This window comes from Bacillota bacterium (genome assembly GCA_012839765.1).
Lineage (GTDB): Bacteria > Bacillota > Limnochordia > DUMW01 > DUMW01 > DUMW01.
In genome coordinates this window covers 1-18,739 of record DUMW01000075.1, presented here as the reverse complement: position 1 = coordinate 18,739, position 18,739 = coordinate 1, and the positions used below count along the sequence as shown (strand labels likewise).

Genomic DNA, 18,739 nt, shown 5'->3' with positions numbered 1-18,739 from the left:
TGTTATCTTTCTTGTGTTACCATTTCGTTGGAGAACTAGCTTTTTCTACTGTTTCCCTGGAGTCTTGGGGGCTTGTGGAGTTATCGGTACCACGTGCCTTTGAGCAACGAAGGCAGTGAAGTCTCTTCCGTTGTTTGCCGTGCCTGGTTCTGTTCGCTGGAATGTCACTAGTGTTTTGATTTGGCAGAGTTTGATCTTGAAAAACGGTGCCAAACAGGAAAAGTCCCTTTCCATGGGAAAACCCATACAGTTAACCAGAGACGGTTGGCTCCAGTAGTGGCTTAGCTGAGCTGTTTGTTGGCATCAGGGGGCGCGAAGACGGATACGCATCTGCTAAGGAGAAGTCTGGCTGAAAGCGCCAGACCGCTGGATCAAGAGCAGTCTGCATTTGACTTTTACTGTCCGAACAGTATCTTGGGGATAAGGCAAAACGTTATTGTTTTGATGGGCCACAGTGTATGCCTATGCTAATCTGTGGCCTCCTAAGCATCGGGGCTGCTCTTTCACCGCGTACCGATCCCGATGGTGGCCTCAAGAGACACTGCTGATCGATTGGCCTTGGGAGAAGGGGGAGCAAAAGACCGGTGCGGATTACCTCCGATGTGCGCCCCTTGGTAGTCTACCCAGTCTCCCCTATCCCAGCGAAGACATTGCCCTTTTCCCTTGTTTCGCCGTTGATTTCCCATAGTCTGGTCTTTGGCCAAGACCGTCCTTTGGTCTTTGCTGTGAGCTAACTAAATCTCAACTAGTAACGTTTTAATCTCAAAGGGTCCAATTTCCAGCTCTACCCTTTGGGTCTTGGTGGCGATCAGCACCGGGTTTTCCTCCAAATGATTGGTTACCGCGATGGTTTTTGCTTCCTTGGGGAAGGTTAGGGCAACTTTGCCCCGTTGTCCCACCAACTCGCCGAAACGTACTACCAACGCCAGGGAGTTCTCGGCCTTCTTCAGGGCATGAAGGAATAACTGGCCACCCTCCAGTTTTAACAGTTGGTAGTCGGTCATTTGAGGCTGGTCGTTCTTTCGTAGTTCGACCCCATAGGGTATGTTCAGTTCATGGGCATACCGGCTTACTTCTCCCGCTTGGAGGCTGCCCTGGTGGGGCAGGAAGGCGTAGGTGAAAACGTGTATTCCCCGATCCGCGGTGGCATCGGGACCGGTGGCCGCCTTTAACAGGGTCAGACGTAGTACGTTACCGACGGCATCGTGGCCGTACTTGCAATCATTGAGAAGGGCGGCACCATACCCTGGTTCGGAGATGTCGCACCACTTGTGACCGCAGACTTCGAAACGGGCTTGATCCCAGGAGGTGTTCTCGTGACTGGGTCGGGTGATATACCCATTTTGGATTTCGTAATTGACCTCTCGGCTATTGACGTCCACCGGAAAGGCCACCTTCAGGAGACGGTGCACTTCCTGCCAGTCCACCTTGGTTTCGAAGTCGAGACGCTTGCTTCCTGTGTTTAACACAATGTCTTGGGTCCAGGTGGAACCTTCCCCGAAGGTGCGGGTAATCCGAATCCGTCCCTGGACTGGACCCTCCTCGATCACCGTCATAGTACCTCCCCGTACTTCCTCGATAGCTTGCCGGTAATACTTTTCGATCTCCCAAGCATCATAGTTCAAGGGGAGGTCTTCGGCCATGAGCACCACGTTTCCTCGTTGGCCCGGTGGCAAGACTTCCCGCTGGGCTTCTTTATCATAGACCGAAAGAAGTTGACCGTTAGTATCTACTTCCACCCGGATCAGCTGGTTTTCCAGGCACGCCACTTGCCCCTGTAGTGTCACAACTACGGGATCCTCAGGTGGGAGAGGACAATGGCCCGGTTCGAGGTAGTAGGTGCGTAAAGCCATCCCCTTTACCTCGGGGATAAAGACCAGCCGCTCCTTGCTCCACTGACTTGGGATGGGATTACCTTTCTCGTCGGTGATGTGGACCGGTCCATCGGCCGGGAGTAGCGCTGGTTTTACAGTGCAGTCACCGATTCGGTAGCGATCTTCATCCAATGTACCCACGGGGAGGGTGAGGGGATCCCTTCTGTCCCAGTTCAGGGTGTTCAGCAATACTAGTTGTGGCTTTTCGGCCGATTTCTTTCCCATTCCGTCTAGAAGACTTTCCATGGCTTGGTCCCGCAGTGCAAGGGCTTTGTTTGCCACCTCTCCATAGATCCTGTGGCAATCGGTGTAGACCTGCTCAATGGAAGAACCGGGGAGGATGTCATGGAACTGATTGGTGAGCACCTGTTTCCACAGTTCTGTCAGCTCATGGCTGGGATACTGGCCTGTCAGGAGGTAGGCGGCGCTGGCCAGGATTTCCGTTTCCCGCAATAGGAACTCAAGCTTTCGGTTGTTGCGCTTGGTCCAGGCCTGGCTAGTGAGGGTCCCGCGGTGCAGTTCCAGGTATAGCTCACCCCGCCAGAGGGGATAAGCCTCTTGGTTGTCTGCCAGTCTTGTCATCAGGTCCGAGATTGTGCCGAACCGGGCCTTGGGTGCACCCTCCAGGTCTTGCAATCGTCGGGCGAATTCCATGTTCTCCATGGTCATTCCGCCCCCACCGTCCCCGAAACCCACCGCGTGGACCACTGTGTCGGTCAGTTCCTTTGGTTGGAATTCCCGCCAATGGGTCCAAAGGGCGCGGGGGTTGATTTGACCGTTATAGGTCAGCTTGATATAGTGCGCGAGCACCACCGTTCCATCGATGCCTTCCCAACGGAAAAGGTCGTAGGGGAAACGGTTGGTGGCGTTCCAGCCGATTTTAGAAGTGACGAAATAGTCGATGCCGCACCCTTTAATGATTTGAGGTAGGTTTCCACTGTAGCCAAACACATCGGGTAGCCAGAGGGTGTCGGAGCGCACGCCTAGTTTTTGTTGGAAATACTGTTCACCCACCAAAAACTGGCGGATAAGGGATTCGGTGCTGGGTATATTGGTGTCCGGTTCCACCCACATGCCCCCATTGACTTCCCAGTGGCTCTTCTGGACGGCCTTCTTGATGCGGCTGAATATCTCCGGATAGTACTTTTCCACGTACGCGTAAGCTTGGGCCTGGCTTTGCAGGAAGATGTATTCCGGGTATTCTTCCATGATCCGCAGTTGGGTGGCGAAGGTTCGGCCGCATTTGCGGATGGTTTCGCTCAGCGGCCAAAGGTAAGCAATGTCAATATGGGCATGACCCACCAGATGTAAGGTGGGGGTGGTAGGTGCGTTTTTCAGAGCCAGCAAGGGCGCTAGGGCCTTTCGGGCCGCGGCACAGTGGGTCTGTTGTAAGCTCTGGTCGTGGGTGTCCCAGGCAATGTTGTCCACTACCGTAGATAGGGTGTCCAGAATCCGGGCCCGGCGGAGGCTGTCTTCGGGTAATTCGAGGGCGATCTCCAGGAGGGTTCTAAGATCAAAGTACAGATGCCAAGCCACTTCGTTGCGCCGGACCAGGCGACAGTGTTTGTACACCGGTGCTTGCCATTGTCCCTTTGGTAGCTGCCTGGGGGCCGGGTCCCGGCTGGGGATATGGTGTCCCCCGTAGGATTCGATCAGGATCCGGTGCTTGCCCACCACCAGTTCCCTTTGGGTCAGGGGGATCTCGAAATGCTGGCGATCGATGGCACCGGCTGCCTTGCCATCGATGTAGACGATGGATTCGCCGCCAGTATTCACTTGCAAGAAGAGCTTTTCGTGAGGGGGTGTAGTAATCTCGTATTCGGTTTTAAACCAAGCACTGTCCCACTCTTGCCCCCAGGAAGTACCGGGACTGATGGGCCCAAATTGTAGATGGTCCACCGCCAGGTGACGAATGTGTTCTCGGGTGGTGGCCATAGTCACTGTTAGATCCTGCACCGGTTCGTAAAACCAGTGTCGCAGCCAACCGCAGCGCTTTTCTATTTTCGTTATGTCGTGTGGTGAGAACATGACGTTACCCCTTTGGATAGTAGTGATGGGTCCTAAATCTCTTTTAGATATTCCTAATTCTGTTTCCCGTGGGTACTATCCTGTATTTGCTACGGTGAAAACTGATGGTGGGATGTAGGTTGCCTCAGGTTTATCCCGCTCAGTTTGGTTTTTGCAAAGCGGGTGTAAAGCCTTAAATGTACTGGCTTTTAGGGTTTGTGATGAGTCGCAAAAAAATCTCGTAGCGGCTTTAGGGCGACTACGAGATTTCCTTGTTTCTTCAAAGGAGGTTTCCCCCTTAAGGGGGAATCAATGGGGCAAAAACTAGCTCGGAATTACTCCATCGGGATCCCAGAGATCCTCCCAGGACCGGGCCCCTTCCCACAGGAAGACTTGGCCTTTGATCAGCCGACAGTTTCTGTCGATGGAGGCGATGGTGGCCATATCCTCGTCGGTCAAAGGCTCAGTGGTGGTGCACTGCAAATTGCTAAGGTATTGTTCCCGTTTTACCGAGAAGGGAATGGGTACCTGTCCCCTCTGTACCGCCCATTTGATACAAACAAGGGCCGGGTGTACATTTAACCTCTCTGCAATCTTTAGGATAACCGGGTCCTCGAGGGGGGAGGTATCCTCTGGAGTGCGGTCCCGTTCAGGACGTCCCGGGGAACCGAGGGGACAGAAGCCTACAGGTATAATCCCGTTGTCCAGGCAAAATCGGAAAAGTTCAGGCTGCTGGAAATGGGGGTGCAGTTCCATCTGGTTCACCGCTGGTTTGATCCTGGCGTCCTTGAGCACCAGCTTCAGCTTAGGAATAGTCATGTTGGAAGTACCGATGTGTCTGACCAGGCCCATTTCCACAAGTCTTTCCAACTGACGCCAGGTCTTCATGTAGTTTTCGTGGATGTATGGTTTGGCACTGGGATCGCGGAAGTCTGGATCGGCCCCGGGCGGATGGTAGTTGGGAAACGGCCAGTGAATCAGGTACAGATCAAGGTAATCCAGCTGTAGCTCCTCCAGGGTTTGTTGGCAAGCGGGGATGACATCTTCTTCCGCATGTTTGTCATTCCACAGCTTGGAAGTGATCCAAAGATCCTCGCGTTTGATGGTGCCTTCGGCGAAGACCTTTTGCAGGGCCACCCCAATTTCGTGCTGGTTGCCGTAGACGGCGGCGCAATCGATATGACGGTAGCCAACCGATATTGCGTCCAACACTGCTTCCCCGATTTCTTCTGCGGAGTACCGGTCAGAACCAAAGGTCCCCAAACCAACGGCCGGCATCTCAGCTCCCGTATAGAGCCTTCTCTTCGGTACTTTGCCTGGATCTACACCGTCTGCTGCGATGGTAAAAACCTGATCGGTCATGGTGTTACCTCCTTTATCGTGGCCGCGCTACTTGTATTCGGACCTTGATAGGTTCCGCGAATCAGCCCTTGTCTTCTTGTGCCGATCTGGTAGCCTTGCTTTTGAAGTATCCTTCGGAAATCCAGTGTCTAGCATCGGTGGTGCCAGTAGATGCTCCTTTGCCGACTTGTGTATTCCCTAGTGCCTTGGTAAAGGGTGAGGATTATGCTCACCACAATACAGGGTCCGGTATCTAAGAGCCGTTTCTTACGAGCTCGACGAGGTTTCCCAGGCATTGGACTAATTACCGTAGAGTACTTTTGTATGTATGGCAGGCCTCCGACTATAAAACAAGTGTAATATTGTTTTAAATTGGTGTCAATAGTACCGATTGAATCGTATCAACGTTCTATATGATATGGGAGGGGGTTTATAGTGCTTTCGTCATTTCTCTATGGCTATTGTGAATACGATATCTATAGTTTTGGAGGAGATGGAGAACGGTGGGGATCCGGTGGTGTGTTCAGGCAGGCGGTTGTGCGGCCCTTGCCGTGGCAAAGGATTGTGCTCTTACAATGCCAGTTGAAGGGTACTAGTAGCCTTGATGGAATAGTGCCCCTTCTTGCTGATCCTGGCTGATTGGACTGTTGTGGGTTGGCAAGCTAGGGTTTCAGGGCAGTCGCCAGCCTATTCGGGTTTCTTTCCCAAGGGAAGGCAATGGTGTGTTTCCAAAGAGGATGACAGGTTTACCCTGTCTTTAGTTGCCGTACTATCCTTCGATTTTCCATTTATCTTTCACCTATTGATGTACCCTATGGCAAATCAGGCAGGAAGTTGGTTTCCGGTGGAGAATGATCAACATAAAGTGTGCTATCGGTAGCGAGATGGTATGTTAGTGAGGTGCCTACTAGACCACGATGGTGACCATAAATGATGTTGCCGCAAAGGCTGGCGTTTCCAAACGCACCGTTACCCGGGTACTCAGTGGTTCTACCCAGGTGGCACCGGCCACGAGAAAGCGTGTCCTGGATGTGATGAAGGAGCTCAACTATGTGCCGAATCCTCTTGCCCAACGCCTGGCAAAGGGTCGCACCAATGTTGTGGCGGTCTTTTGCTATGACACCAGTCGGCTATTTGAACGGCAAACCTTTTTTGAGCCGATCATCCATGGTATCGGTGAAGCCTTGGGGCAATACGGATACCATGTACTGCTGTTGACCGGCGGACAAGGGGAGAAGCAGCGTTATCTCTACTCCGAAGGGGTCAATACGGCACAATTGGCCGATGGTGTGATTGTTCTCGCCGAAAGGACTGAAGAGACGGATCTGTTGCGTCTACTGGATGAGGAGTTTCCCTTTGTCGTTGTGGGGGGCGGGGAGGTTTCAGGCAGAGAATTCCCTCGGGTGTCTCTAGATTACGTTCGGGGTACTGAGCAGCTGGTGCGGCACCTTTGGGAGTGTGGCCATCGGTATATCGGTTTGTGGTGTGCTGATCTGGAGCGGGGATGGAACAAAGAACGATGTGAAGGCTATTGCCGGGCGATGGGAGCATTGCACGCGGTGACGGACTCCTATGTTTGCGCTACGATGGAGGTCTCTCGAGCCCTTGATCATTTTCTCACCTTAGAACGACCTCCCACTGCCATCATTGCTGGAGATGACTTGATGGCGATGAGCCTGATTCGCGAGGCCCGGCAGCGGGGTATCGAAGTCCCAAGGGAGCTTTCGGTCTGCGGCATGGGAGACTGGCTACCTTCGGCCCAGTTTGATCCACCATTGACCACCTGTGATTTTCGCCTAGAGGAACTAGGTAGGGAAGCCGCCATCTTATTGGTCGAACGGTTGCAAAGGGAGAAGGCGGACCCCAAACGGGTGGTTCTGCCCTGCCGTCTGGTGATTCGAGACTCAGTGGCCACTAAGTGATAATTGCTATCAACTTTGGATTCGACCGTGAACTTGGTTTTCGAAGTATTGATGTCTGGAACAGGATCTGGACGCTGTCATTCCGTGCCGATCGAGAGACCAAACCTTGATTTATGGAGTTGTGCCACACATTCCCAAAAAGACCGAGGTGTTCTACTGCAGAGAAAGCAATCGGGGAAGATCATAGGACCATGGGTTTTACGTTCGTGGGATACACTTTCATGCCACGGAAAGCCAAGGAAAGACAGGGCGTTGAGTTTACCCGTTTCTTGCCAGCAATAAGCCAGAAAGCTCCAAAGCGGATTAGGCAGACCGTAAGATGTTGGCCTTTGGCCGAAAACCCAGCGTGACCTTAGGACTCAATTACCAAAGGAGAGGTGAAAACGAAATTGAGGTGAGGCGTGTGGGTGGTGTTTTGTGCACGAGAGACTCTGTTTCTTACTGAACTGTTGTTAGTAGTGATGTTGGCGTAGTCTGTTTATCGCAAGAAAAGTGGTGTTGTCAGATATTGACCCAGATAGTCTTGTTCGAACAAACATGCGGGGTTATGCTTAATTTAGCATTGCCTCTCCCTTTTGAAGGGATCTCCATTCCCGCAGAGAAAATACTGGCAAAGGTGGCGTCTAGTCTTGGTGGTATGCAGAAGATGATTCAACCGAAAGGGGTCTTGGACCTGGTTGCAAATTCGATGATGCTCCTGGCGAGTAATACGCCAAAGGAACGCTTCCGTAGCTTTTTGTCTAAGAACCTGACTAGTGTTGGTGGTGCTGTACGGGATTACGTGGAAGAGTGTCTGCGCAATTCTGGGGACCAGTACAACCGGGCCCTGCAAGACTTGGTAAACCACTTAGGCAGCCTTTTGGGTAACAACAGCACACGGGAATTCAAAGAACAACCGCAAGCTTAAAAAACCCCCACCTTCTTTCTGGATGGGGGCCTTTTTACGCTTACAGAAAAATGTCTTGATGAATTGGTTCCCGGGGAGCGAGAGACCCGTTTGAAGCGTGCTAGAAAGGTGCTATCCTCTCAAGACGAGAAGATACATGCTGCAATCAAGAGCCAGGAAGTCATCGTCTCTGAAAAGGTCGTGAGAACGTTATCGGGTTTCTCGCTTACTCCACAGTCTTGCCTCTGTTTACCTTAGATTCATGATGGGCGGAAGGGTGAGGCCACCGCCTGTTCTGCCGCCTGCTTAAGCTTGGGCAGATAGGCCGGGGGCACTTCCTCAGGCAGGGTCTTTACGTTATCTATGGGCAATCCCAGGGAGCGGGCCCAGGTGAGTCCCACCAAGAACCGACCGGCCTTATTCAGATGATACCCGTCCCTGGTCAGATCTTCACCCAGGCTTCTTCGGCCGTTTTGGATCGCGGTGCCTGCAGGGATAAGAAGGGAGAAGACTCTATTAGGCAGTATTTTGGTCTGCACTGCCTGGACAATGGCTCTATACATCTTCTCCGAATCCTGATCGTAGGCCCCGAAGGCTCCATGGGTGCTTCCCGGCGCGTAGGACCAGGTCATATGCCAAGCCAACCGGGCCTGGGGACAAGCTTCCCGCACGTAAGCGATGAGATTGGTAAGATCCGTATTGTACGTTTCCGGCTTGCCACTTTGGCTGCTTACCTGTTGGAGGGTGACCAGATCCCACTGGGCATCTTCTAGGCCGTGGCGCAGGGTCTTTTCCGGATGGGCTTGCCAGGTTCCCTGAATGTTCTTGTAATAATTGTAAAGGGCTTTGTTATGCTGAGCGTTGTCCCAATGGGTTTGCAGGGAGCAACCGCCGATCACGAGGTTTCCTATCAGTACTTCCCTAACTCCACATTCCAGCAGGATGTCGGGGAGGTAAGACATAGCGTCGTCACTGAAGCTGTTTCCGATGGCTAAGATCCTAATTCTATCACTAGCAAGGGTCATAGGACGGTTTCCTTTCCTTTGGATTGTTTGGGCTGTTCGTAGCCCCACTTTACATATGCTACCATATCTACAGTGAAAAGGATCCCTGGAATATTCCCGGCGGTGCTGCTTGCGTTGACTTTTCTAGGCGGAAGCGAACAAGGTACAGGGAGAGGGCCCTGGACAACCTTGCTTTTATTCGTAGGATCTGATTAAGTATGGTATAATCTCGGGTGTATAGTGACTATCGTAGTTTCTGAAGGGTGAAGAAGACTTGCTCAGTAAACCAAAATGTATCCCCTGTGCTTTGCGCCAAGCCTTGAGCACCGCAAGCCAAGTAACCGATGATCCCCAGCTGCAAAAGGAAATCCTAGATGCGTCCATGCGGGCTATTTTGGAGATGCCAGTCTTTGAACTGAGTCCTGCGGAACTTTCCACCCGGGTGATTAAAATCGCCTGCGAGATGCTGGAAGACCCGGATCCCTACTATGCGGCTAAGAAGAAATACAATGCCATTGCGCTCAAGATGGAGCCTAAGCTGGCTAAACTGCTCGAGGAACAGCCGGATCGGCTTTTTGCTAGCATTTTACTTTCCGTAGCTGGAAATATCATTGATCTGGGGATCCTGGAAGACGTCAATATTGACCAAGCCATTCGCAAGGTGTTCGATCATGGTTTGGCTGTCAATGATTATCCTGTCCTAAAGCGGATGTTGCAGCAGGCCAAGAAAGTGCTCATCATTGGGGATAATGCCGGCGAGATCGTCTTCGATAAATTCCTCCTTCGGGAGCTAGCTGCCTTTGACCTTTGTTATGTCGTGCGGGGAGGCCCCATCATCAATGATGCCTGTTTGGAGGATGCTCAGGAGGTGGGCATCGACCAATTGGCCAAGGTGATTACCACCGGCTCTGATCGTCTCGGGGTCACCGCAGACTGTTCAGAAGAGTTTTGGCAGCATTTCGACGCGGCCGATGTGATTATCGCTAAGGGTCAGGCGAACTTTGAGACCATGGATCCCCATCCCCGGCTTTTCAATCTGTTGACTGCGAAATGTGATGCGGTGGCTGCGGAGTTGGGGGTCAATCTAAACGAATCGGTCCTTTGTTTTCGCGGTCCGCGGTGATCGGGCCTGAAGTGGGGGAAGGACATGGCTGCGACGGTAGGAGATCTACTGCATAGGCTCAAGTTAAAGCCGGTGATTGCCGGACTGCGGGATCTGAGTGAGATTGATGATGCCTTGGAAGCCGGCTGCCAAGTGATCTTCGCCCTTGGAGGCGACGTTTTTCAACTCCAGACCGTAAGCGAAAAATGCGCCCGTGCCTCCGCCTTGTTATTCATCCACGCGGACTTGATGAAGGGGATTGCTGTCGACGAGGCGGGACTGAGGTTTATCAGCGGGTTAATGTACATTTCAGGGATCCTAACCACCCGCAGCTACTTGGTCCGGGCGGCCAAAGAGGCGGGGTTGTTGACGATTATGCGGTTGTTTTGCTTGGATACCGAGGCCCTGCAAACAGGGATCCAGGCCTGCGGCAAATGTCAACCCCATGCGGTGGAGGTGTTGCCGGGCCTAGTGGCGCCAAAGATCTTACCCCGTTTGCCCCAAGGGGGATTTCCCCCATTGATCGCCGGTGGCTTGATCAGCACCATTGATGAAGCTAGGGCCACCTTGGTTCCTGGGATCGCGGGTCTGTCCAGTAGTAATAGGGAGTTGTGGTATAGTAATGTTCAAGTCTTCCGTGGATAAGTTCTACAAAGGCTACATCTTCGATCTCGATGGCACCATCTACTACGGCAGTAAGCTGTTGCCCGGAGCAAGGGAGCTTATCCCTTACCTAAGGGCGAGAGGGAGTAGGGTGCTGTTTTTGTCCAATAATCCCAGCCATACCAGGAGAAGCTATGCAGAGAAGCTGACCCGGATGGGGATTGAGACCACGCCTAAGGAAGTGATGTCCTCCGGAGATATCCTGGCTAAATACCTGAGGGAAAACCATCCCCGTTGCCGGGTCTATGTGTTAGGCGAAACGGCCCTTCTTGATACCCTGCGGGAAAGCGGGTTGGAGGTACTCCTACAGCCTAGCGCCGATGAGAAGGTGGATTTTGTTGTGGCCTCCATGGACCTTAGTTTTGACTTTGCCAAGCTGAGCTTGGGGATGCGTTTGCTCATGAACGGGTCGGAGTTAATCGCCACCCATGGTGATCCGGCTTGTCCCTGGGACGGGGGCTTCGTCCCCGATGCTGGGGCCATTGCCGCGGCTTTGTCGGTCAGTGCCCGTAAGCCCGTGGCCCTGATTGCAGGCAAGCCCACAGCACTGGCCTGTGCAATGGCCCTGGATGAATTGGGTTGTACTCCTGCGGAGGTTTTGGTGGTTGGAGATCGGATGGGCACGGACATTCAGTTGGGGGCCGATCACGGGATGGATACGGCCTTGGTGCTCACCGGTGGTGACAGCCTAGAGGATCTGGTTAACTACAGTTTTCGTCCCACATATATCTTGGAAAATCTGTGGGCGGTCTTGCCCAACGAAGAGGCAAGGCGACAGGCCCAGGGAATAGGAGATCTGATCAATGCATAGTGGTGTCTATCCTCGTTTGGGGACTGATGAATCGGGTAAGGGCGACTATTTTGGCTACCTGGTGACGGCGGGGGTGGTGCTACAAGACCCTCAAGACGAAGAGCGCCTGCGGGAGCTGGGGGTTATGGATAGCAAGCGGATTACGGACAAACGGGCCTTGGCCCTGGCGGAGGAGATCTGCCGTTTTCTGCCCCATGAGATTGTAGAGATGTCCCCGGCGAAATATAACGAACTGTATCCGGCCTTCGGCAATTTGAATAAGCTTCTGGCCTGGATGCACGCCCGGGTGATTGAGAGTCTATTGACCCGTTGTTCCTGCCTGTTGGTTGTTGTCGACCAGTTTGCCGACGAGGCAGTGCTGCGGCAAAGCCTGATGCAAAAAGGGAAACAAGTGAAGGTCACCCAAAGGACCCAGGCTGAGGCGGACCTGGCGGTAGCCGCTGCCTCCATTGTAGCCCGGGCCCGCTTCTTGACCAATTTGGAGAAGCTTTCGGAGTTGGCGGGGGTTAAACTGCCCAAAGGGGCTGTTTCGGTGATCGAGCCGGCTAAAGAAGTGGTGGCCCGTAGGGGCCAGGACTTCCTGACCCAAGTTGCCAAGTTGCACTTTAGAGTTACCCAAGCGGTACTGGAAGGATGAGTTTTTCCGGTACGTAAAGAAGAAATGATCCGCTCACCGGTGAGTAATAGGGTGAGTGGGAGGTTGGAAGGAGTAAGATGGTGACGCGAGCATGGGTGAGTGAATTGAAGGAAGGCCAGAAGGTGGCCGAATTCTACGCACTGAAAGACAAGCGGCTGATGCCCTTCAAGCAGAAGGAGGGTAACTTCCTGATGGCGGTGCTCTCGGATCGAACCGGAGACATCCGTGCCGTCATGTGGGAAGGGGCGGACAAACTGGAGGACAGTATTGAGGTGGGTCGTGTGGTCTACTGTGTAGGCAGGGTGGAGTCCTTCCGGGGTGAGCCCCAGGTGGTCCTGGAGTCCATCCAAAGAACCTCCGACGAAAGCGTCGATGCCATGGTCTTTTTGCCGTCAACCCAGCAGGACCGCCAACAGATGATCACCCAGTTGAAGACCTTGATTCATAGCATCACTCAGCCTCAGCTGGCCACGTTGCTCAAAGGTTTTCTGCTGGAGGATGAGAAGCTGTTTGAACGGTTTACCCTGGCGCCCGCGGCCAAATCCATGCACCAGGCATATATTGGCGGTCTATTGGAACATACTCTGAATGTGGTGGCCCTGTGTGAGTCCGCGGCGAAGATTTACCCGGTGGTGGATCGGGATCTGTTGGTTACCGGAGCGATCTTGCACGACGTGGGCAAGGTGGCCGAGTATGCTTGGTCCACGGTGATTGATCTTACCGATGCCGGTAAACTGTTGGGGCATATCGTCATCGGCAGCCGCATGGTGGATGAGATGATCCAGACCATCGGGGACTTCCCCAGGGAGCTGGCTCTAAGATTGCAGCACATGATTATTAGCCATCACGGTGAGCTGGAATGGGGCTCTCCCAAACAACCCCAAACCTTGGAGGCCTGCATCTTACACTTTGCGGATAACATGGATGCCCAATGTAGCAAGTTCCAGGAGATCCTGCTGGATGAATCGAAGAATCCCTGGACCAGCTATGATCAGCGGCTTGGTCGGCAGTTGTTTGTGGGGGAGAGCAAAGGGACCGGTTTGGGGGGTGCCAGTTGAACGATCACTATTTCACCCAAGACCCTCAGGTGGCTTCGGACCCACGGGAAGTAAAGGTCAAGCTGCGGGGTGAGGACTACCGTTTTTACACCGATCGCGGGGTCTTCTCCCACCGGGAAATCGATCTTGGCAGTCGCATCTTGATCGAGGAAATGGATGTGGCCCGAGGCAAAAGCATCCTGGATCTCGGCTGTGGTTACGGGCCCATCGGGATCGTGGCCGCCAGGCTAGCCCCGGAGGCGCAGGTTTTCCTTGTGGATGTGAACCACCGGGCGGTGGAGCTATGCAAGAAGAATATCATTGCCAATGGTGTGCCCAATGCCCAGGCTTTGGTTAGTGATGGTTTTGGGAACCTTGGAGATCTGAGATTCGACGTCATCCTTTCCAATCCACCCATTCGCGCGGGGAAAAGGGTGGTTTACCCGCTGATTAGTGAGGCCCCTGGCCGAATGGTTCCCGGTGGCTGTTTGTGGATCGTGGTGGGCAAGAAGCAGGGAGCCCCCAGCATGACCCGCTTTGTCGAGGAGGTCTTCGGTAACTGCCAGGTAGTCCAGAAAAAATCCGGATATTGGGTGCTTCGGGCGGTGAAAACATCCTAAAGCAGGGAATTAACCCTGGGTACCGAATATATTTCTTGTCCAGACTAACAACTAAGGAGATTTTGTCTATGGCTTTGCTACGGGTTGTAGGTGGTACGCCACTGGAAGGAGAAGTAGTGATCAGCGGGGCCAAGAACTCTGCGTCAGTACTTTTGCCTGCCTGTTTACTTACTTCTGAAACCTGCATCCTCGATAATGTACCGGAAATAACCGATGTGCAGACGCTACTGGACATCATGACCCAGCTGGGGGCAAAGATAGAAAAACAAGACGATGAAGTGATCGTCCGTGCCAACACCATCGATGAGCCGGTGGTGCCCTATGAGTTGGCGAGGAAGCTGCGGGCTTCAAGCCTTTTTCTCGGTCCCCTTTTGGCTCGCTTTAAAGAGGCTAAGGTAGCCATGCCCGGCGGATGCGATATTGGTTCTCGCAGTCTCGATCTTCATATCAAGGGTCTGCGGGCCTTGGGTGCAGAGATTACGGTGGAGCACGGTTACTTGGTTGGGAAGGCCACGAAGCTAGTGGGATGTGAGATTTACCTTGATTTCCCCAGTGTAGGGGCTACGGAGAACCTCATGATGGCGGCCAGCCTCGCCGAAGGAACCACCATCATCCAAAATGCCGCGAAGGAACCGGAGATCGTAGATTTGGCTAACTTTCTGACGGCCATTGGCGCCCGGGTGCGGGGAGCGGGGACCGATGTATTGCGTATCGACGGGGCGGAGCGGTTAGGTGGTGTCCGGCACACGGTGATCCCCGATCGCATTGAGGCGGGTACCTATCTTTTAGCGGGTCTCATCACCGGTGGCAGGGTGACTGTTTGCAATGTGATCCCGAAACACCTGGAGGCGGTGGTGGCTAAACTCGAGGAGACGGGAGCCATCTTTGAGGTGGGCGAGGAGGAGATCACCTGCTACACTAGGGGTAAGCTGAAGGCGGTCCAGGTGAAGACTATGCCCTATCCGGGTTTCCCCACGGACCTGCAGCCTCAGCTTACGGCCCTGCTCATGGTGTGTGAAGGGACAGGCATCGTGAATGAGCGGGTCTTTGAGGATCGCTTTGGGCATATAGATGAACTGAGACGCCTGGGTGGAGATATCAAGACCGACGGTCAGACCGCGGTAGTCAACGGCGGATCACCCCTTATGGGTGCACCGGTGAAGGCTGCGGATTTGAGAATGGGTGCCGCGTTGGTGTTGGCCGCGTTAGCAGCCGAAGGGGAGTCCTATATCGATGGCCTGTGGCACATTGATCGGGGCTATTCCCGTCTGGAACAGAAATTGGCCAAGATTGGCGCTAACATTGCACGGATCGATGAGGGAGCGCAGCAGTTCAACATGACGGGTTAAAGCGGGAGGGATTCCATGGGCCGGACTGTGTTTGCCGCCCTATGTCCACATGCTCCTGTCCTGATGGAGGAGATCGGGGGCCGTAGCCAACGGCGAGTCCAGAAGACGGTACAGGCCCTGAATACCCTACAGGAGCGGTTTGCAGCGACTCGACCCGATACCGTCATCGTTTTTAGCCCGCATCTGCGGAGGACTTTGGAACCTGTAGTGTTGGCGGAAACCATACTTGAGGGCCATTTCGGTGATTTTCGCCACCCTGACCTTTCTTATTCCTTCGAAGCAGATACCACTTTTGTCCAATCCCTCCTAAGCCGCGTCCCGTTGACCCAGGTCTATGGCTCCCTGGATTATGCCACCTTGGTCCCTTTGCATTTTTTGTGCCAGGGGTTCTCCCCCAAGCTTGTCAGCCTGGGGATTACCGTGCCTACCCAAAAGCAGGCGCAGCAGCTGGGCGAAAGTATCGCCGAGACTATCCGGGACCAAGGGGGAGACTTCGCCCTGATCGCCAGCGGTGATCTATCCCATCGTCTGTTCTCCCATGCTCCGGGGGGATATCATCCCGACGGGCCGAAATTCGATGAGCTTTTCCTTGACCTGCTGTCCAGGGGCGATGTGGACGGACTTTGGTGTTTGGATGAACCTCTGGTAAGGAATGCCGGTCAATGTGCCCTGGGTCCCGTGTGGGTGCTGTTGGCTTGTCTGCGTGAGCTTTTCTGCCGAGGGGAAGTCCTCTCCTATGAAGGCCCCTTCGGAGTGGGGTACGGAGTGGTGGACTTTCTGCTGAAGGGAGGTCCCTAGTGTGCATTCCCTATTGAAGATTGCCCAAGGGGCCGTGGAAACCTATGTCCGGAGGATGGAGGTTATCGGACCTCAGAACCTCTTTCCGGAACCGGGAGCGGCCTTTGTCTCCCTGTATTTGCATGGATGCCTGCGTGGCTGTATGGGGACTATCGAGCCCACGAAACCATCCTTGGAAGAAGAAGTCATCGCCAATGCCATCAGTGCCGCTACCAGGGATCCCCGTTTTCCTCCGGTGCAGGTGTTCGAGCTGAAGGACCTGAAGTATTCCGTCGATGTGCTGTCCCCCTTGGAAGAAGTTGAGACGATCGACCAGTTGGACCCCGCTCAGTACGGGGTGGTGGTCAGTTACGGTGCCTTACGAGGTGTTTTGTTACCCAGACTTCCAGGTGTGGACTGTCCCCGGGAACAGGTGCGGATCGCCAAAGAGAAGGCGGGGATCCCGCCGGGGGTTTCGTATCGCCTGGCGCGGTTTAAGGTTCACCGATACAGCCAGTGAGGGATGCCCCATGGATTATGTGAGTAGGTTTCAGGTTGCCCGGGGAGATCGGGTCCAGTGTCTGCTTTGTCCCCATCTTTGTTTGTTGGCGTCCGGACAGCGGGGACGGTGTGGGGGCAGGGAAAACCGGACGGGTCAGTTGATTTCTACCAATTACGGGCGCGTCGCGGCCTTGGCCCTGGATCCCATCGAGAAGAAACCTCTGTATCATTTCTATCCCGGTACTCGGATCCTTTCGTTGGGGCCCCAGGGTTGTAATCTCCGCTGTCTTTTTTGCCAAAACTGGCAGATTTCCCAGCAAGAGACGACAACGGAACGGACCACTCCCCAAGACATTGTGGCTATGGCCCAGGGAATGCCCGGTTGTATCGGACTGGCCTTTACCTACTCGGAACCGTTGATTTGGTACGATTTTGTCCTGGATACCGCAAGCCTTGCCAAGGAGGCAGGGCTGAAGAATGTTTTGGTGACCAATGGGTTTGTAAACAAGGGACCTCTGCAGGAACTGCTGGCGGTGGTGGACGGTGTGAATCTGGACGTGAAGGCCTTTTCTAACTCCTTCTATGAGAAGTACTGTGGTGCTAGACTAGCACCGGTGCTGGAAAATGCGCAGCTTATTGCCCAACGGTGCCACTTGGAACTTACTTATCTTATCATCCCCGGTCTAAATGACGCGGATGGGGAAATAACTGACTTTTGTCGGTGGGTGGCCACTGCCCTGGGCCGCGCTACACCGGTTCACTTTACCCGGTATTTCCCCCGTTATAAGTTGACGATTCCGCCCACGCCCCTATCCAGCCTAAGGAGGGCCCGCCGGATCGGGGAAAGCCTGTTGGACTATGTTTATCTGGGAAACGTGGGGGAGGAGTTCCCTACCCATTGCCCTCGGTGCGGGGGTGTGGTGGTTGAACGGCAGAATTACCAGGTACAAAGCCGCTTGGTCCATGGTCGGTGCCCCGATTGTGGCCAGGCCGTGGCAAGGGTAGAAAGCTAGACAGAGGGAAGGCGAGAAGTCATGCGCTGGGTGATGCCGTATATCGATGAAGTGACATGGGCCCGTTGGGACGGTTTGGCTGCCTTTGCACCGAAGCCGGTGGTGGTTTTGGCGGGGCTTTTGGCGGGGATGAGTGTCTTTTGTCTTACGCCCTTCACCTTGTTTCTCTATGCCATCTTTATTGCGGTGGTGGATCTTGTCCAGGACCGGGATGGTGAGGTGGTGGCCCGCATCTTTCTTACCAACATGGAGACCATCGGCAACTATTTCCACCAACTGTTTTTAGGACTCATTATCCTAGGGGTACTAGGGCTTTGTTTTGCTTTGCTTCGCCGGCGCACTTTGCTTTCGGGCCAGTACCTGCAGTTTTTCCATCTGTCGGTGAGCTGGGAGGGATTACTGGCTACCGCTGTTGGTTACGTGCTCTACTTCTGGTTTGCGGTGTTTATGGAGGTGCCGGGGCTTTTGACCCAGGGGGTCTGGCTATTCGTTTTTTCAGGTCCCCTTCTCAATTGGTACCTAAGGACGGTCCATTCCCTGTTATTGGTCCTGATTAGCGGCCGATCCTGGGAGTTTAGCAGTGAGGCTACCGCCAGGATGCTTCTGATTCAGAAGTTGTCTTTAGGGCTCGACCAGATTAACCTCGTGCGAGCCCATGGGGACACTCGGCAACTGGAAGTGGACGCAGACCTGGATGCCACCGATTTGCGACGGGCCGAAGACCTATTGTTGTCCCTGCCGAGGATGCGGCGGGTGAAGCTCACCAGTCCCTTCGCGGATTTGGGTCAGCTGGAGATGCAAAGCGGGCAGGCCTGGCGGAGCCTGGCCCAGATCCGCCAGGCTCGGCGTTATTGAAGGGTTCCCACCATTTCCAGCAACGAAGCCGGATCCTGCAGGGGAGGACTACAGGTGAACCGGTGACATACATAGGCTGTGGCCCTGTCGCTGATTTCCAGACCCTGAAAGAGGGGTAGCTTTGAGTCTCCTTCATAGAGGAAGACCATCAGATGGGGGGCATAGTGTTCCTTTAGCCCTTTGAGCATCTTGGCCAGTTCAGGATCTGTTCTTTCCCCCACAAGACGCACTTCTTTTACCCCCCGTTGGGCCAGGAGGCTTGCGTAAAGTAGGGTGGCATGGCCGAAGGGCTCTTGGAGCATGGCCGGTTTGTGGGTTGCCAAGAGGATCTCAGCCTGTT

General features: G+C 53.9%; 18 protein-coding genes. 14 read left to right on the top strand and 4 right to left on the bottom strand.

What is annotated here, in order from left to right; all coding sequences use genetic code 11:
* Positions 1 to 584 precede the first annotated feature (584 nt).
* Positions 585 to 734: a hypothetical protein gene (locus tag GXX57_07685; protein HHV44530.1), complete on the top strand. Its 150-nt coding sequence runs from the start codon at positions 585 to 587 to the stop codon at positions 732 to 734.
* Here the strand turns inward: GXX57_07685 and GXX57_07680 are convergent, their stop codons facing one another.
* Positions 735 to 3,902 carry an alpha-mannosidase gene (locus GXX57_07680; GenBank protein HHV44529.1) on the bottom strand — a complete coding sequence of 1,056 codons (3,168 nt, stop codon included), beginning with the start codon at positions 3,900 to 3,902 and terminating at the stop codon, positions 735 to 737.
* 303 nt (positions 3,903 to 4,205) lie between these two features.
* Complete coding sequence (locus GXX57_07675; protein ID HHV44528.1) at positions 4,206 to 5,159, bottom strand: aldo/keto reductase; 954 nt, start codon at positions 5,157 to 5,159, stop codon at positions 4,206 to 4,208.
* Positions 5,160 to 6,142: 983 nt separating this feature from the next.
* On the opposite strand from GXX57_07675, the gene GXX57_07670 reads away from it, so the two are divergent.
* Both GXX57_07670 and GXX57_07665 read left to right on the top strand, forming a co-directional pair.
* On the top strand, positions 6,143 to 7,144 hold the full coding sequence (locus GXX57_07670) for a LacI family transcriptional regulator (protein ID HHV44527.1): 1,002 nt from the start codon (positions 6,143 to 6,145) through the stop codon (positions 7,142 to 7,144).
* Between the two features lie 637 nt (positions 7,145 to 7,781).
* Positions 7,782 to 8,051, top strand: coding sequence for a hypothetical protein (locus GXX57_07665; protein HHV44526.1), 270 nt, complete (start codon positions 7,782 to 7,784; stop codon positions 8,049 to 8,051).
* A 239-nt stretch (positions 8,052 to 8,290) separates the two neighbouring features.
* Here the strand turns inward: GXX57_07665 and GXX57_07660 are convergent, their stop codons facing one another.
* On the bottom strand, positions 8,291 to 9,055 hold the full coding sequence (locus tag GXX57_07660; GenBank protein HHV44525.1) for a DUF4886 domain-containing protein: 765 nt from the start codon (positions 9,053 to 9,055) through the stop codon (positions 8,291 to 8,293).
* A gap of 253 nt (positions 9,056 to 9,308) precedes the next feature.
* On the opposite strand from GXX57_07660, the gene GXX57_07655 reads away from it, so the two are divergent.
* From GXX57_07655 to GXX57_07605, 11 genes are all read left to right on the top strand, one after another.
* Positions 9,309 to 10,157, top strand: a complete 849-nt coding sequence (locus tag GXX57_07655) for a DUF89 family protein (protein ID HHV44524.1) — start codon at positions 9,309 to 9,311, stop codon at positions 10,155 to 10,157.
* A 24-nt stretch (positions 10,158 to 10,181) separates the two neighbouring features.
* The gene (locus tag GXX57_07650) at positions 10,182 to 10,781 is read left to right on the top strand and encodes a glycerol-3-phosphate responsive antiterminator (protein HHV44523.1); all 600 of its coding nucleotides are present in this window, start codon (positions 10,182 to 10,184) and stop codon (positions 10,779 to 10,781) included.
* Positions 10,759 to 11,610, top strand: coding sequence for an HAD-IIA family hydrolase (locus tag GXX57_07645; protein ID HHV44522.1), 852 nt, complete (start codon positions 10,759 to 10,761; stop codon positions 11,608 to 11,610). Before GXX57_07650 ends, GXX57_07645 begins: the two co-directional genes overlap by 23 nt.
* Positions 11,603 to 12,247: a ribonuclease HIII gene (rnhC, locus tag GXX57_07640; GenBank protein ID HHV44521.1), complete on the top strand. Its 645-nt coding sequence runs from the start codon at positions 11,603 to 11,605 to the stop codon at positions 12,245 to 12,247. Before GXX57_07645 ends, rnhC begins: the two co-directional genes overlap by 8 nt.
* 77 nt (positions 12,248 to 12,324) lie before the next feature.
* Positions 12,325 to 13,305 carry an HD domain-containing protein gene (locus GXX57_07635; GenBank protein HHV44520.1) on the top strand — a complete coding sequence of 327 codons (981 nt, stop codon included), beginning with the start codon at positions 12,325 to 12,327 and terminating at the stop codon, positions 13,303 to 13,305.
* Positions 13,302 to 13,904, top strand: a complete 603-nt coding sequence (locus GXX57_07630) for a class I SAM-dependent methyltransferase (GenBank protein HHV44519.1) — start codon at positions 13,302 to 13,304, stop codon at positions 13,902 to 13,904. The genes GXX57_07635 and GXX57_07630 overlap by 4 nt, the downstream gene beginning before the upstream one ends.
* Positions 13,905 to 13,972: 68 nt before the next feature.
* Positions 13,973 to 15,253 carry a UDP-N-acetylglucosamine 1-carboxyvinyltransferase gene (murA, locus tag GXX57_07625; GenBank protein HHV44518.1) on the top strand — a complete coding sequence of 427 codons (1,281 nt, stop codon included), beginning with the start codon at positions 13,973 to 13,975 and terminating at the stop codon, positions 15,251 to 15,253.
* Positions 15,254 to 15,268: 15 nt separating this feature from the next.
* Positions 15,269 to 16,051 (top strand): AmmeMemoRadiSam system protein B, encoded by a 783-nt coding sequence (gene amrB / locus GXX57_07620; protein ID HHV44517.1) that lies wholly within the window; start codon positions 15,269 to 15,271, stop codon positions 16,049 to 16,051.
* Position 16,052: 1 nt separating this feature from the next.
* Positions 16,053 to 16,550 carry an AmmeMemoRadiSam system protein A gene (gene amrA, locus GXX57_07615; protein HHV44516.1) on the top strand — a complete coding sequence of 166 codons (498 nt, stop codon included), beginning with the start codon at positions 16,053 to 16,055 and terminating at the stop codon, positions 16,548 to 16,550.
* A 10-nt stretch (positions 16,551 to 16,560) separates the two neighbouring features.
* A complete protein-coding gene (gene amrS, locus GXX57_07610) occupies positions 16,561 to 17,544 on the top strand; it encodes an AmmeMemoRadiSam system radical SAM enzyme (GenBank protein ID HHV44515.1) in 984 nt (327 codons plus the stop codon).
* A gap of 21 nt (positions 17,545 to 17,565) precedes the next feature.
* Entirely contained in the window at positions 17,566 to 18,399 is an 834-nt protein-coding gene (locus GXX57_07605; protein HHV44514.1) for a hypothetical protein, read from the top strand.
* On the opposite strand, the gene GXX57_07600 is transcribed toward GXX57_07605, so the two are convergent.
* Positions 18,393 to 18,739, bottom strand: a 347-nt coding sequence (locus tag GXX57_07600; protein HHV44513.1) for a hypothetical protein, incomplete at its 5' end; no start/stop codon positions are given. The genes GXX57_07605 and GXX57_07600 overlap by 7 nt on opposite strands.